Source organism: Mesorhizobium erdmanii (assembly GCF_013170725.1).
GTDB classification, from domain to species: domain Bacteria; phylum Pseudomonadota; class Alphaproteobacteria; order Rhizobiales; family Rhizobiaceae; genus Mesorhizobium; species Mesorhizobium erdmanii.
In genome coordinates, this window is record NZ_CP033361.1 from 1802052 (window position 1) to 1817188 (window position 15137).

General features: G+C 63.7%; 14 protein-coding genes. 6 read left to right on the plus strand and 8 right to left on the minus strand.

What is annotated here, in order from left to right; all coding sequences use genetic code 11:
- Positions 1 to 58 precede the first annotated feature (58 nt).
- Both EB233_RS08685 and EB233_RS08690 read left to right on the plus strand, forming a co-directional pair.
- The gene (locus EB233_RS08685) at positions 59 to 1120 is read left to right on the plus strand and encodes an ABC transporter permease subunit (RefSeq protein WP_064990846.1); all 1062 of its coding nucleotides are present in this window, start codon (positions 59 to 61) and stop codon (positions 1118 to 1120) included.
- On the plus strand, positions 1113 to 1868 hold the full coding sequence (locus EB233_RS08690) for an ATP-binding cassette domain-containing protein (RefSeq protein WP_064990847.1): 756 nt from the start codon (positions 1113 to 1115) through the stop codon (positions 1866 to 1868). The genes EB233_RS08685 and EB233_RS08690 overlap by 8 nt, the downstream gene beginning before the upstream one ends.
- Positions 1869 to 1871: 3 nt before the next feature.
- Here EB233_RS08690 and EB233_RS08695 read toward each other — a convergent pair whose 3' ends face one another.
- From EB233_RS08695 to EB233_RS08715, 5 genes are all read right to left on the minus strand, one after another.
- Positions 1872 to 2654, minus strand: a complete 783-nt coding sequence (locus EB233_RS08695; RefSeq protein WP_064990848.1) for an ATP-binding cassette domain-containing protein — start codon at positions 2652 to 2654, stop codon at positions 1872 to 1874.
- The gene (locus EB233_RS08700) at positions 2651 to 3445 is read right to left on the minus strand and encodes an ABC transporter ATP-binding protein (protein ID WP_064990849.1); all 795 of its coding nucleotides are present in this window, start codon (positions 3443 to 3445) and stop codon (positions 2651 to 2653) included. Before EB233_RS08700 ends, EB233_RS08695 begins: the two co-directional genes overlap by 4 nt.
- Positions 3442 to 4272, minus strand: a complete 831-nt coding sequence (locus tag EB233_RS08705) for an ABC transporter permease (protein ID WP_064990850.1) — start codon at positions 4270 to 4272, stop codon at positions 3442 to 3444. The genes EB233_RS08700 and EB233_RS08705 overlap by 4 nt, the downstream gene beginning before the upstream one ends.
- Positions 4269 to 5255 (minus strand): ABC transporter permease, encoded by a 987-nt coding sequence (locus tag EB233_RS08710; protein ID WP_064990851.1) that lies wholly within the window; start codon positions 5253 to 5255, stop codon positions 4269 to 4271. Before EB233_RS08710 ends, EB233_RS08705 begins: the two co-directional genes overlap by 4 nt.
- 302 nt (positions 5256 to 5557) lie before the next feature.
- The gene (locus EB233_RS08715; RefSeq protein ID WP_064990852.1) at positions 5558 to 7168 is read right to left on the minus strand and encodes an ABC transporter substrate-binding protein; all 1611 of its coding nucleotides are present in this window, start codon (positions 7166 to 7168) and stop codon (positions 5558 to 5560) included.
- Between the two features lie 364 nt (positions 7169 to 7532).
- Here EB233_RS08715 and EB233_RS08720 point away from each other — a divergent pair, with 364 nt between their 5' ends.
- Together EB233_RS08720 and EB233_RS08725 are read left to right on the plus strand one after the other, a co-directional pair.
- Complete coding sequence (locus tag EB233_RS08720; protein ID WP_064990853.1) at positions 7533 to 8723, plus strand: M24 family metallopeptidase; 1191 nt, start codon at positions 7533 to 7535, stop codon at positions 8721 to 8723.
- Positions 8724 to 8925: 202 nt separating this feature from the next.
- Positions 8926 to 10116 (plus strand): integrase core domain-containing protein, encoded by a 1191-nt coding sequence (locus EB233_RS08725; RefSeq protein WP_064990865.1) that lies wholly within the window; start codon positions 8926 to 8928, stop codon positions 10114 to 10116.
- Between the two features lie 102 nt (positions 10117 to 10218).
- Here the strand turns inward: EB233_RS08725 and EB233_RS08730 are convergent, their stop codons facing one another.
- From EB233_RS08730 to EB233_RS08740, 3 genes are read right to left on the minus strand one after another with little or no spacing between them, the layout of a single operon-like run.
- Positions 10219 to 10635, minus strand: coding sequence for a cupin domain-containing protein (locus tag EB233_RS08730; RefSeq protein WP_064991915.1), 417 nt, complete (start codon positions 10633 to 10635; stop codon positions 10219 to 10221).
- Between the two features lie 4 nt (positions 10636 to 10639).
- Positions 10640 to 11506, minus strand: coding sequence for a phosphoenolpyruvate hydrolase family protein (locus tag EB233_RS08735; protein ID WP_064991916.1), 867 nt, complete (start codon positions 11504 to 11506; stop codon positions 10640 to 10642).
- 10 nt (positions 11507 to 11516) lie between these two features.
- The gene (locus tag EB233_RS08740; protein WP_064991917.1) at positions 11517 to 12713 is read right to left on the minus strand and encodes a Tm-1-like ATP-binding domain-containing protein; all 1197 of its coding nucleotides are present in this window, start codon (positions 12711 to 12713) and stop codon (positions 11517 to 11519) included.
- 51 nt (positions 12714 to 12764) lie between these two features.
- Here EB233_RS08740 and EB233_RS08745 point away from each other — a divergent pair, with 51 nt between their 5' ends.
- Positions 12765 to 13460: a TetR/AcrR family transcriptional regulator gene (locus EB233_RS08745; RefSeq protein WP_064991918.1), complete on the plus strand. Its 696-nt coding sequence runs from the start codon at positions 12765 to 12767 to the stop codon at positions 13458 to 13460.
- Between the two features lie 358 nt (positions 13461 to 13818).
- Positions 13819 to 15135: an ABC transporter substrate-binding protein gene (locus EB233_RS08750; protein WP_064991919.1), complete on the plus strand. Its 1317-nt coding sequence runs from the start codon at positions 13819 to 13821 to the stop codon at positions 15133 to 15135.
- The last annotated feature ends 2 nt before the right edge of the window (positions 15136 to 15137 follow it).

Genomic DNA, 15137 nt, shown 5'->3' on the forward strand with positions numbered 1-15137 from the left:
GGAGCCTGCACCGGGTCTTCGCGAATCGAGAACCGTTTGAAGGCGCCGCGGAGTATCCATGACCTCGACATCACCAGCCCAGCCTGCCGAGAAGCATGTCGCCCCTCAGGCTGATCACGGCGATCCGGCCAGGAGCCTGGTCGCGCGTATCGCCGAAGGGCGTGCCTGGCTGTTCCTGGCCGGGCTGCTCATCTGTTTCGAGGTCTGGTCGCGGGTGGCCTTCGGCGCTACCTTCGTGCTCAATCCGTTCAACCTGCAATCCATCGCGATTTTCGCCGTGGCGCCGCTGCTACTGGCGACCGGCCAGACCTTCGTCATCATTTCGGGCGGCATCGATCTGTCGCTCGGTTTCATCATGGGGCTGGCCGCCGTCATCGCCGCGCACGCCACCAACATGGCGGGCGCCGCCATTCCCCTGCCGTTGGCCATGCTGGCGGGCATCCTCGCCTCGGTGATCGTTGCCGGCGTGCCCGGCGTCATCAACGGCCTGCTGATCTCACGCCTCAAGGTGCCGCCCTTCATCGGCACGCTCGGCATGTTCGGCGTCGCGCGCGGTGCCGCCTTCCTGCTTGCCGGCGGCACCACCGTGCCAGTGCAGAATTCCTGGTTCGCGCTGCTCGGCAACGGCAAGTTCTATGGCGTGCCCTACCTGGTGCTCATCACCGCAATCTTCGTCATCGTGATGCACTATCTGCTCAGCCAGACCCGGTTTGGCCAGCACAATTATGCCATCGGCGCCAATGTGCAGGCGGCGCGTCGCGCCGGCATCGACATCAGGGGCCACATCCTGCGGCTCTATGTGTTGTCGGCGATGTGCGCCGGTCTCGGCGGCGCGCTCTACGCCGCGCGCTTCACGGCGGGTGCGGCGCAAGCCGGCGAGCCGCTGCTGCTCGACAGCGTCGCTGCGGTGGTCATCGGCGGCGCCAGCCTGTTCGGCGGCTCCGGCACCATCTTCGGCACCGTCGCCGGCGCGCTGGTGATCGCGGTCATCCAATACGGGCTGGTCTTCGTCAATGTCGAGCCGTTCTGGCAGTTCATCGCCGTCGGCGTCGTCATCATCATTTCCGTCCTTATCGACCAGGCGCAGCGCCGGTTCAGTGGAGCCCGTCAGGATGAATAGCACCAACCAGAACGGCCCCCTGCTGGAAGTCCGCAACCTGTCGAAACATTTCGGCGCCGTGCGTGCGCTCAACGACTTCTCCATGGCCGTGCGGCCGGGCGAAGTGGTGGCGCTGGCCGGCGACAATGGCGCAGGCAAGACGACGCTGATCAAGGCGATCTCGGGCGTGTTCCAGCCGACCGGCGGCGAAATCCTGTTCAGGGGGCAGCCGGTGACGTTCGCGACACCGCAAGAGGCGCGCGAAAAGGGCATCGAGACGATCTACCAGGATCTCGCGCTCGCCGACAATCTATCCATCGGCGCCAACATCTTCCTTGGCCGCGAACCGATGCGCAAGGCGTTCGGCTTCCTGCCCGTGCTCGACCGCAAGGCGATGGCAGAAGCGGCAAAGCAGACGATGGGTCGGCTGGACTTCCATGTCAGCCGGCTCGAGGCTCCGGTCAGCAATTTCTCCGGCGGCCAGCGCCAGGCGGTCGCCATCGGCCGCGCCGTTTACTGGGACGCGCAGATTCTGATCATGGACGAACCGACCGCCGCCCTTGGCGTGCCGGAACAGCGCAAGGTGATCTCGCTGATCCATCAGCTCAAGGCGCAAGGGCGCGGCGTGATCTTCATCTCGCACAATCTGCAGGACATCTTCGCGGTCTCGGACCGCATCGTCGTGCTGCGGCGCGGCGTCCAGGCCGGCGAGCGCAAGATCTCCGAGACCAATCATGATGAAGTCGTCAAGCTGATGGTCGGCGGTTAGTTTCTAACCTGCATCCCGTTTGGTGTGCAATCTTGGTGCCGCAGCCACCAGCGCCTTGCCGATGGCCGATTGCGGGGCGTCGATGACGGCACGGGCATCGCCGCTCTCGGCAATCCGCCCGGCATCGAGAAGGATGATGCGGTGGGCGACGGCGCGCACGACGCCGAGATCATGGGAAATGAAGAGATAGGCGATTCGTTCCTGCCTCTGCAGGTCGAGCAGAAGGTGGAGGATTTGGCCGCGCACCGAGACATCGAGGGCCGACACCGCCTCGTCGAGCACGATGAGGGACGGTTTCGTCGCAATCGCGCGGGCGATGGCCACTCGCTGCCGCTGGCCGCCGGAGATTTCATGGATGGCGCGGCGCGCGAGATCGGCCGCCAGCCCGACACGTTCGAGCAAGGCGGCGATGCGGCGCGGGCGCTCGGCTCGGGAGGCGATGCCATGGATGCGCAAGGGATCGTCGAGGACACGCGCCACGGTGGCGCGCGGGTTGAAGGCGGCCAGCGGATCCTGGAACACCATTTGCAAGCGGGCGCGGCGTGCCCTCAGCACTGCTCCGCGCAAGGCCAGGAAGTCATCGCCTTCGAATTCGATGCGCCCGGCGTCCGGTTCGATCAGGCGCAGCGCCAGCCGGGCGATCGTCGACTTGCCGCTGCCGGAGGGGCCAGCCAGCGCCAGTGTTTCGCCGGGCTCGATACGAAAAGAGACATCGTCGACGGCGATGACGGTCTTGCCGCCGCGACGGTAGCGTTTGGTGAGGTTGGATGCTGCGAGCAGGCTCATGCGCGCCGCCCGGCCAGGTCCAGCAATGGCGCGGCGTCGAGGCCGATATGGGCGTCGAGCAGCGCGCGTGTGTAGGCTTGAGTTGGGGCGCCGACAATCCGTGCCGTCGTACCAAGCTCGACCAGCCGGCCGTGGCGGAACACGGCGATGCGCTCGGCGAGTTCGGCCGCCAGCGCGATGTCGTGGCTGATGAACAGCAGCGTCATGCCGTCCTCGGCCACCAGCTGCCGGATCAAGGCGACGATCTCGGTCTGCACGATGGTGTCGAGCGCGCTGGTCGCCTCGTCGGCGATCAGCAGTTTTGGCCCTGCCGCGATGGCCGCGGCGATCGCCACGCGCTGCTTCTGGCCTCCGGAAAGCTGATGCGGGAAGGCATGCAGGGCCGCGTCCGGGTCGGGCAGGCGGACGCGTTCGAGCAGGTTCCTCGCCTTTGCATAGGCCTGCGACCAGTTGAGGCCGAGATGCGTGCGTGCGACTTCGGCGATCTGTTTGCCGATGGTCATGACCGGATCGAGGCTGGCGGACGGATCCTGGAAGACGAAGCCGATGTCGCGGCCGAGGAGGGGTGTGCGGCCAAGGCCGGGCCATTCAATCCTTCCGTCCGCCGACGACGACGGCAACAGCTCCGCGATCGCCAGCGCCAGCGTGCTTTTGCCGGAGCCGCTTTCGCCGATTATGGCGAGACGTTCGCCAGCCATGATATCGAGGCTAACGCTCCTCAGCGCCGTCACCTTACCGCCGTCGCGGCGGTAGGTCACCGTCAATTCGCCGATCGACGCCAGCACGGTCACGATAGGCCTCTCCTGTCGGCCGTCGTCTCGACGATGCCTTCACCAGCGAGATAGACGCCGAGCACGGTCAGCACCAGCGCCATGCCCGGGACGATCGAGAGGAAGGGTGCGGTGCGCAAAACAGTGCGGCCCTCGGCGATCATGCCGCCCCAGGTGACCCGGTTGGGGTCGCCGAGGCCAAGGAAGGACAGCGCCGCCTCGGTGAGGATGGCGGCGGCGACGATCACCGACGACATCGCCAGCACCGGTGGCAAGGCGTTGGGCAGGACCTCGCCAAAGGCGATCTCCAGCGGATGCATGCCGATGGCGCGGGCGCTGGCGACATAGTCGCGTTCGCGGATGGAGAGAACTTCGGCGCGGGCGATGCGAGCGGGCCCCGTCCAGGTGCCGAGCGCGATGGCAATCACGACGACGACGAGCGACGGCCCGACGACACTGACGAAAGCCAACGCCAGCAGGAAACTCGGCACGGTCTGGAAGGCGTCGGTGATGCGCATCAGCACCTCGTCGACGAGACCGCCGGCAAAACCCGCAAGCGTGCCGACCACCGCGCCGATGGCAAGTGATGCCGCCGCCGCCGCGAGGCCAACGGCCAAAGAGGTGCGGGCGCCGTGGAACAGTTCGGCCAGCACGTCGCGGCCAAGCCGATCGGTGCCGAGCGGCAGCGACCAATCCTGGAAGGGCGGCAGTAGCGCCGGTCCGGCAATGGCTTGCGGATCGCCAGGAAACAGCAGCGGCGCGATGAGCGCCATCGCAATCAGCGCGGCCAGAAGGAGTGCGCCGGCGACCGCCTCGGGCGTGCGCAGAAAGCGGCGTAGCGCGCTCATGCGCCGGCCTCGCTGGCGCCGACGCGGGGGTCGAGGAAGGCATAGGCGATGTCGACGAGCAGGTTGATGATGATGACCAGGACGGCGCTGACAAGAATGATGCCGAGCAGCAGCGGCGTGTCGCGCGAAGCCACCGCTTCCTGCGCCAGCCGGCCAAGGCCGGGCACGGAAAAGACGCTTTCGATGACCACGCTGCCGCCGAGCATCTGCGCCGATTGGAGGCCAAGCATGGTGACCAGCGGCAGCAGCGCGTTGCGGGCGACATGGGAAAGCACGATGCGCCGGCGCGAAAGCCCCCTGGCGCGAGCGGCCAGCACAAAATCCTGGCGCCAGGCCTCGGCCATGCCGGCGCGCATCATGCGCAGATAAAGCGCCAGGTAGATGAAGCCCAGCGCGGAGACCGGCAGCACCAGATGGATGGCGATGTCGGCGGCACGGGCGAGGCCGGTCTTGTCCGAGGCGAGTGTCTCGATGCCGCCGATTGGCAGCCAGCGCAGATCGACGGCAAAGATGACGATCAGCACAAGGCCGAGCCAGAAACCCGGCACGGCATAGAGCGCCAGCGAGCCGATCGAGAGGAATCGGTCGCGGAAACTGCCGGGGCGGGCGCCGGCATAGATGCCAAGAGCGGAGCCAAGCCCGAAGGACAACGCGGTGGCGCTGACCATCAGCAACAGCGTGTTGGGCAGGCGCTCCAGGATGACGTCGCGGATCGGCCTGGAAAAGGTCACCGACTGGCCGAGATCAAGATGCAGCAGCGCCCAAAGATAGTTGGCCAACCGCGTCAGCTCCGACTGGTCGAGGCCCCAGCGATGGCGCAGCAATTCGATCATGCCGGCGTCGCCGCCGGTGGAGACGATATAGGCATCGACGGCATCGCCGGGGGCTGCTTCGAGGAGCAGAAAGGTGCCGATCACGACAATCAGCAGCACGAAGATGCTGCCGACGAGACGGCGGCGAATGAGGGTGAGGGCGCGGGTCATGACGAAGCCCGGCTGAGGCCATGCCACGAACGTAGCGCTCTACGGCGCCCCCCTCTGTCCTGCCCGTCCTCCGCAGCAGCTGCGCTGCAGCTGCGGAGGGTGGACCGGACATCTCCCCCACTGGGGGGGAGATCAGCTGTCATCGCGGCTTTCGCCAATCTCCAACGTTGCAATGAGGCGCGGGGCGTGGAAACCGCCAATCTCCCCCCTTGTGGGGGAGATGTCCGGCAGGACAGAGGGGGGCGCGAAGGAACTCTCATTCTCAAAGCTGAGCACCCCGAAAAGCAATCCGCAAGGAAAGATCAGCCAGCCAAATACGTGTCCGCCCAGTTCGACACCGCCCAGCGCGGATTGTTGGCGATGTTGCCGACCTTGTCACTGGCGACGCTGATGAAACTCCATTCGGCGACGTTGATCAGCGGCAGGTCTGCCGCGACCTCTTTTTGGAACTTCTTGTAGAGGTCGGTGCGGGCCGTGGTGTCGAGCGTCTCGGAGGCCTTGGCGATCAGCGCGTCGAGCGCGTCGTTCTTGTAGCCGCCCTGGTTGGAGAACGGCACGCCGTCGGCAATGCCGCTCTGCACCAGGATGGTGGTCGAGATCGCCGGGTCGCCGCGGAACACCGGCGGGCCGACGGCGAGGTCGAAGGCATGGTCGGTGTAGACGGCCTTGATGTGGGCGGCGGAGTCGTTGTTGACCAGTTCCGCGTCGATGCCTATTGCCGCCAGCGCCTGGCGCAGATAGTCGCCGAACTGCTTGGTCTCGTTGAAATAGGGCGCCGGCAAAAGTTTGAGCGTGAAGCGCTTGCCGTCCGGGCCTTTCTTATAGCCGGCCTCGTCGAGCAAAGCGTTGGCTTTGGCGACATCGAATGGATAGGTCGGCACGTCGGCGGTGTAGAATTGCGGATCGTTCTTCGGCACCGGGCCGGTGGCGGTCGCGGCATAGCCGAGGAATACCGTCTTGACGACGAAATCCTTGTCGATGGCATGCGCGATGGCCTGGCGAACTTTCACGTCGGCCAGTTCCTTGCGTCGATGGTTGATCTCAACGACGAGCTGGTATGTCAGCCCTTCATAGCCCTTGGAGATCACCCTCAGTCCCGGCACCTTGGAGATGCGGTCGAGGTCGGCCAGCGGCACGGCCGAGAAAGCGGCGAGCTGGATTTCCCCGGCTTCCAGCGCGTTCGCGGCCGACGTGCGGTCGGGCAGCACCTGGTAGATGATCTCGTCGAGCCAGGGTTCGTCCTTGCCCCAGTAATCGGTGTTCTTCGTCAGTCGGTAGTATTGGCCGGCCTTGTACTCGCCGAATTTGAACGGACCGGTGCCGATGGGAGCGTTGTTGGCCGGATTGTCCTCGATCTTGCCGACCTCGTAGATGTGCTTCGGCACGACGCTCGACAGCGCTGGCAGCGCGTTGCGGATGAGCTGGAACGGCGTCGGCTTGGCGAATTTGAACACGGCGGTGAGGTCGTCCGGGGTGTCGACGCTGGCCAGATCCTTGAAAACGGTGCGGCCGAGATTCTGCAGAGGCTTCCAGATCTGCAGCGCCGAGAAGGCGACGTCGGCCGAGGTGAACGGCTTGCCGTCATGCCATTTGACGCCGTCGCGCAGCTTGAACGTTGCCGAGAGCCCATCGGCGGCACCCTCCCAGGTCAGCGCCAGACGGGGGGCAAGCCCGTCCTTGCCGTCGAAGGAAGCTTCGGCCAGCGTTTCGACGATCTTGCTGGAGATGAAGAAGACGCCATTGGAAGCGACGATCGCCGGGTTGAGGTTGCGCGGTTCTGAATCAGCGGCAAGGACCAGGCGTCCACCCTTCTTCGGCGTCTGCGCCCGGCCAAGTGTCGGCATAGTGGTGGAGGCGAGCAGCATCGCCGACCCGGCAAGCATTCCGCGTCTGGAAATCGTGAAACCTGACATGGTCGAACTCCGTCCTCTCCGCGACCGGTCGGGCGCGACAACACCTCTCGAATGCCGGCATCGGCATCCTTGCGGCGGCGATTATGGGCCTTGCCGAGGGTTTCGCCAGAGACGGAATTGGCGCATCCTGGCTTGGCTTTGAAGTTTTCGTCCGCTGGACCAGTTCTGGAGATCGGCTCAATTCACCATATCTGGTAGGACCAGATCGGGCGAACTGGCTACGGATGACGACTTGGTGACCGCCAATTCGCGCATACCATGCATTTCTGGCTAGACCAGAATGGGAAAAATGGTGCAGATTTGATCGACAGCCACGGATCCGGCGCGCAACAGCGTTGATCCCAGGCAATTCAGGGAGAGAGACATGAACATTGCGCCGGGCAAGAATGCCGTCAGCAATATCCCGTTCGACCAGGCAAGGGTCGATCGGTTGATGGAGGAGGCCGGCATCGATGTGTTGCTCGCCACCTCCAAGCACAACACGCAATATCTGCTCGGCGGGTACAAATTCATCTTCTTCGCCGCCATGGATGCAATCGGCCACAGCCGTTACCTGCCAATCGTCGTCTATGAGAAGGGCGGACCGGACCATGCCGCCTATATCGGCAACCGCATGGAAGGCGGCGAGCACCAGAACAATCCGTTCTGGACGCCGACGTTGCATGCCGCCTGCTGGGGCACGCTGGATGCCGCCAACCTTGCCGTCGAGCATTTGCAGAAAATCGGCAAGGCGGATGCGCGCATCGGCATCGAGCCCGGCTTCCTGCCGTCGGACGCCTACACGCTGATCCGCAAGGCGCTGCCGGACGCCAGGCTGGTCGACGCGACCGGCATGCTGGAGAACATGCGCGCCATCAAGACCGACGCGGAACTGGAGAAGCTGCGCACGGCCTCGGAACTGATCACCGATTCGATGCTGGCGACCATTGCCTGGGCGCGCGAAGGCACGACCAAAGCCGAGATGATCGAGCAGATCAGGCGCGAGGAGACCAATCGCGGCGCGCATTTCGAATATTGCCTGCTGACGCTGGGCTCCAGCCACAACCGTGCCGCTTCACCGCAGGCCTGGAAGAAGGGCGAGGTGCTGTCGATCGATTCCGGCGGTAATTATCACGGCTATATCGGCGATCTCTGCCGCATGGGCATTCTGGGGGAACCGGATGCCGAACTGGAAGATTTGCTGGCCGAGGTGGAGACGGTGCAGCAGGCGGCGTTCTCGAAGGTCAAGGCGGGCACGCTGGGCGGCGACATGATTTCGCATGCCGAGGGCGTGCTGAAGAAATCCAAGGTCGCGGCCTATACGGATTTCTTCGCCCACGGCATGGGCCTGATCACGCACGAAGCGCCGTTCCTGATGACCAACCATCCGGTGGCTTATGAAGGCACCTACGCGGCTAGGCCGCTGGAAAGAAACATGGTGCTGTCGGTGGAAACGACCATGCTTCACCCGACACGCGGCTTCATCAAGCTGGAAGATACGCTGGCGGTGACGGATACCGGCTATGTGATGTTCGGGGACCGGGGCCGGGGTTGGAACAGGGGTGGAGGTTCGTAACACCGAAGGCTGGCGCGGCCCCTCATCTGCCTGCCGGCATCTTCTCCCCGTAGAACGGGGAGAAGGGTGCAGCGTCGATGGCAGCGCATTTCTCCCCGTCGCTATACGGGGAGAAATGTCCGGTGTCCGAACCGGATAGATAGGTAACAGAATGGACTGATTAGATGGGTGACAGTTTTCTTGTCCGCCGGGAGGACCGGCGATGGTTTGGCGAGAGACTGGCATCATGGATGAGCGGCTCCGGTTTGTTGTGGACTGCCTTTCTGGCGAGGAGACGATGACGCAGCTGTGTGCGGCCTACGGCATCTCGCGCAAGAGCGGCTACAAATGGCTAGGGCGTTATCGGGAGTTTGGTCCGGAAGGTTTGCACGATCGGCCGCGAGCGCCGCTCAATCACGGCCGGGCGACGGCCGAGGATTTGGTGGGGCGGATCGTGGCTATGAAGGAGATCCACCCGCTGTGGGGGCCCAAGAAGATCATGGCCAGGCTCAAGCGAGCGGAGCCCTGCTGCGGCTGGCCTGCGGTCTCGACGGCCGGTGAGATTCTGAGGCGGCATGGACTTGTGGGGCGTAGGCGCAAACGCTGGAAGGCGGCAGGCAATGGGCCATGGCCGGAAGCTTCGGAGCCGAACGCGGTGTGGACCGGGGACCACAAGGGTTGGTTCCGGACCCGCGACGGATGGCGTTGCGAACCGCTGACGGTGATGGATGTGTCGAGCCGCTACCTATTGGGGCTCGAGGCAACAAGCTCGACGGCGGATGAAGAAGCCTGGCCTGTGTTTGAGCGGTTGTTTGAGGAGAACGGCCTGCCGGATCGGTTCAGAAGCGACAATGGCTCGCCATTTGCGTCGGCCGGCGTCGCCGGGCTGACGCCGCTTGCGGCGCGCTTCATCAAGCTCGGCATCGCCCTTGAGCGCATCCAACCGGGCAAGCCGCAGCAGAACGGGCGCCATGAGCGTTTCCATTTGACCATGCTGCCGATGGCCAAGGCACCGGAGGCCGACAGGGCGGCTCAAGCCCAGGCCTTCGAGGCCTTCCGGCGCAGCTACAATGAAGAGCGCCCGCACGAGGCGCTTGGCATGGGCACCCCATCACAGCATTATTGTCCCTCAACCCGTCCCATGCCCAGGAAGCCCCCCGAGCCGGATTATCCGGCCGAGGCGGCGGTGCGCAGCGTGCGCCAGAACGGCGCCGTCAAATGGCAGGGCGCCGAAATCTACGTCTCGGCCACGCTGGCAGGCGAGCCGATTGCCATCGAAGAGACTGAGAACGGCGAATGGGCGATGCGCTTCTATGCCCATCCGCTCGGCTTCATCGACCACAAGCACATGAAACTGGTTCGCCGAAGCGCCACACCAACCAAACCGCCTGGCGCGGCGGCGAACCCATCATAAGGGGGAGAACTGTTACCCATGTATCCGGTTCAAACTGGTACCCATCTATCGGCTGGACACCGGCAGGACAATGAGGGGCAGCGCCACCTTGGAATAAGTTGATCACTTCCCAGCCGGCAATAATTTGAAATCCGGAAGCTCCCTTAGCACCAACTCCGGACCCGCCGGCGAATAGACGACAAACAGCTGCATCGGCCCGTCGCCGGTGTTCAGCGTCGAGTGAAAACGGCTTTCAGGCACATAGATGGTGCAGCCGGGACCGACCTTCTCGACCACCGGATTGCCCTTCTCGTCCTCGACCATCTGCTCGCCATGGCCCGAGATAACGAAGATGATTTCCTCGGCGCCGGGATGGTTGTGGCGCGTATGGCCCTTGCCCGACGGCAGGTCGACGACGCCGCCGGAAAAGCGCGTCGCGCCGTTCACTTCCGGGGCCACCGTCAGCGCCAGCCTGCCCCAGTCGAAGCCGAAGGCGCTGACGTCCTTCGGATAGACAAACACCTTGCTCTTGTCGGTCATTTCCTCATCCCTTCTTTTTCTTCGTGGTCGCTTTGTCGCCGCCCAGCGTGACGGCCTTGAAATCGGCCGTCTGTCTGGCGATCGCGGCTTCCGCCGGCAGCCGCTCCATCGAGCTCGCGCCATAGAAGCCGTGCAGGCCCTTACAGCGGTCGAGAATGTAGCGGGCGTCATCCGGCATCGAGATCGGGCCGCCATGGCAAAGCAGGATGACGTCCTTGCGCACCGAGCGGGCAGCCTCGGCGATGGCATCGATGGCGACCACGCAGTCGTCGAGCGACTTCGCCGATGTGGCGCCGATAGAGCCGCCTGTGGTCACGCCCATATGGGCGACGACGATGTCGGCGCCGGCCTTGGTCATGGCGCGCGCCTCGTCGGGGTTGAAGACATAGGGCGTGGTCAACAGGTCGAGCTTGCGTGCCTCGGCGATCATGTCGACCTCGAGCCCGAAGCCCATTCCCGTCTCCTCGAAGCTCTGCCGCATGGTGCCGTCGAACAGGCCGATGGTCGGGAAATTCTGCACGCCGGAAAAGCCCATCGTCTTCAACTCAGCCAGAAGCAGCGGCATGATGACGAACGGGTCGGTGCCGTTGACGCCGGCCAGCACCGGCGTGTGTCTGACCACCGGCAACACCTCATAGGCCATCTCCTTGACGATCTCGTTGGCATTGCCATAGGCGAGCAGGCCGGCGGCCGAGCCGCGCCCGGCCATGCGGTAGCGGCCGGAATTGTAGATGATGATGAGGTCGATGCCCCCGGCTTCCTCGGCCTTGGCCGACAGACCGGTGCCGGCGCCGCCGCCGACGATCGGCATACCCTTGTCGATCATCCCCCGGAATTTCTTCAGTATGTCCTTGCGCGGTATTGCGGGCATTTTCTGGATCTCACTGTCTGGCGATGTCGAGAAAGGCAGCGGTCGCGGCCTTGGCGAATTCGGGGTCGTTGATGTGCAGCGGCAGGCGTGTGACGCGGCGTGTGGCAGTCGGCTGTATGGTGCGCTCGATGGCTTCGAACAGTACGGCGTCGGCTTCCGGGTCAAAGAAAGCGCCGCCTTCGATGTCGAGCGCCGAGACGCCCTTTTCCGGGATGAGAAAATGTACCGGCCCCTCGCAAAGGGCGAGCCTGCCGCCGATCCACTCGCCGATTGCGCGACATTCGTCGGCGGTGGTGCGCATCAGCGTGACGTTGGGATTGTGCTCGTAGAACAGTCTTCCCCGATACTGTTCGGGAATGGTCGCGGGTGCCCAGAAATTGACCATGTCGAGCGCGCCGACCGAGCCGACATAGGGCAGCCTAGTGCGAGCGATCGCGCCGAAGCGATCCTGCGTCGCCGGCAGCACGCCGCCGAACAGCAGATCGCAGACCTCGGTCGTGGTGATGTCGATGACGCCGGACAGCAGGCCGCTGTCGGCCAGCTTTTCCATGCTGCGGCCGCCGGTACCGGTGGCGTGGAAGACCATGCAGTCATATTCAGTGCGGAGCTGATCAGCGATCGCGGTCACGCAAGGCGTGGTGACGCCGAACATGGTCAGTCCGATCGACGGCTTGCCGTCGGGCGCCGGCGCGGGCCTCGCCGCCATGCCCGATATCGCCTGGGCGGCATTGTGCAGCACGACGCGGGAGAGCCGGTTCAGGCCGGCCATGTCGGTAACCGATGGCATCATGATGATGTCAGAGACGTCGACATAAGGAGCCGTGTCACCCGAGGCGAGCGTCGAGACCATGATTTTCGGCAGGCCGAGCGGCAGGGCGCGCATGCCTGCGGTGATGATCGAAGTGCCGCCGCCGCCGCCTATACCGATCAAGGCGGCAATGTCCTTTCGCGATTGGACGAAGCGGGTGAAGGCGACGCTCATAGCGGCAACCGCAGCGCCACGGTCATCGCCACCGAGTACAGCGGCGCTACCGCCAGGATGATAGGGGGCAATTTCCTTCGCCGGGATGTCTATGGGAACGGTGGCATCGCGTGTTCCGACATCGACGCGGCAAACGGCAGCGCCGGTGGCGGCGATGGCATCGGCCAGGAAGGCGAGTTCCTCGCCCTTGGTGTCCGCGGTGCCCACGACGTAAATGCGCTTCATGGGCGGTTCCCGGGTCATTGCAAATTTTTGAGACGCGCGTATCATATTGATATGGATATCTCACGTCAACGATCCACTGCAAGCGGCCGCACCGAACTGGGAAGCGGCGCGACCGCCGAGCGTGGACCGCGGGCGCGGACAAAACGGCTGATGCTGGAGACCGCGACACGGCTGATGCAGGCGGGCGTCACGCCTTCGGTCAGCGAGGTGGCGGAAGCGGCTGAAGTTTCCCGTGCCACCGCCTATCGCTATTTCCCGAGCCAGGCGGCACTGGTGCAGGCCGTCGTCGACGAGGGGCTGGGACCAATCCTGACATGGCAATCGACCGCGGCGGACGCCGAGCGCCGGGTGGCGGAATTGTTCGACACGGCGATGCCGCGCATCGAGGCTTTTGAAGCGACGTTCAAGGCGGCGCTGAAGCTGTCGCTCGATCAATGGGCGCGGCGCCAGGCCGGCACGCTGGGCGGCGAACCGGCCTTCACGCGCGGTCATCGTATCGACTTGCTGCAGGAGGCGATCGCACCGCTCAAGGGGCAGTTGCCGCCGCGCGATTTCAAGCGCCTGGCGCAGGCCCTGTCGCTGATTTTCGGCGTCGAGGTGCTGATCGTGCTCAAGGATATATGGGGGTTGGACAGCCGCAGGACGCAGTCTGTCGCGCAATGGGCGGCAGGTGCGCTGGTACGCGCGGCGGTGGCCGAATCGAGCGGTGAAGGAGGCGGCGACGATTCAAGAGTGGCTGTGGAGTAGGCCCTATCTGGTTCGACCAGATTTGCATGCCGACTATCAATATTACCTCTGGCGCTCAGGGCTGCACAACGCCTCTGCGTATCACTGAGTAGGAAAATCATTGGAAAACAGGCGGATAAAGCTTGAATTCCGCTGGAATGGCCAAGTCCCCTTCCCAAGAAAGGGCTTGACGTCGACGCTAAATTGGTAATACCAGATTAGAAAAGAAAAGTGGGTCAAAAGTGAGGGCTGCGATCCATTTTCCGGCAGGGCGAGGAGGCCCGGAACCGGAAAGGTGCGATCACGGGAGGAACTACCGGAGCCGGCCCCGTTGCCGGTTCTCATGACAGGTAGAATGCGCACAAGGGAGGAAATCATTATGCGCAAGTTAGTGACCAGCGTGCTTGCTGGTATCGGCTTAACGCTTGCCTGCGGAACGTCCGTCTACGCGCAGGAAAAGTCGCTCACCATCTTCTGGGCGGAGTGGGATCCGGCCAACTATCTGCAGGAACTCGGCAACGAGTACGAGAAGGAAACCGGCGTCAAGATCACGGTGGAGACCACCCCCTGGTCCGACTTCCAGACGAAGGCCTTCACCGAGTTCAACGCTCATGGCGACGCCTATGACCTGGTCGTCGGCGACTCGCAATGGCTCGGCGCCGGCTCGACCGGCGGCCACTATGTCGACCTGACGGACTTCTTCAAAAAGCATGATCTCGGCAACGTCATGGCGCCGGCGACGGTGAAATATTACTCCGAATATCCCGGCAACAGCGGTAAGTACTGGGCCATCCCGCTCGAAGGCGACGCGGTCGGCTGGTCATACCGCAAGGACTGGTTCGAAGACCCCAAGGAAAAAGAAGCCTTCAAGGCCAAATACGGGTACGAACTCGACGTGCCGAAGGATTTCAAGGCGCTGCGTGACATCGCCGAATTCTTCTATCGGCCGGATCAGAAGAAATACGGAATCGCCATCTACACCGACAATTCTTACGACGCGATGGCGATGGGTTTCGAGAACGCGCTGTTCTCCTATGGCGGCGAACTGGGTGACTATTCGACCTACAAGGTCGACGGCCACATCAACTCCGACAAGGCGGTGGCCGCGCTCGATGCCTACAAGGAACTTTACAAGTTCACGCCTCCGGGCTGGGCGAAGTCGTTCTTCGTCGAGGACAACCAGGCGATCACCGAAAACCTGGCCGCGATGAGCATGAATTTCTTCGCGTTCTTTCCCTCGCTGATCAACGAGTCGTCCAACCCCAACGCCAAGAACACTGGCTTCTTCGCCAATCCTCCCGGCCCCAACGGCGATCAGTTCGCCGCACTCGGCGGGCAGGGCATCTCCGTTATCTCCTACTCGCAGAAGCAGGACGAGGCGATGAAGTTCTTGGAATGGTTCATCAAGGACGAGACCCAGAAGAAGTGGGCGGCACTTGGCGGTTATACCTGCAGCCAGGCGGTCCTCAAGTCGCCCGAGTTCCAGAACGCCACGCCCTACAACAAGGCCTTCTACGAGACCATGTTCAAGGTGAAGGACTTCTGGGCCGTGCCGGAATATGCCGAGCTGCTGCAGCAGCTCAACCAGCGCATCTATCCCTATATGATCGGCGGCAGTGGCACTGCCAAGGAGACGCTGGACGCGCTGGCGGGAGACTGGAACGCGACTTTCAAGAAGTACGGCCGCGTCCAATAATC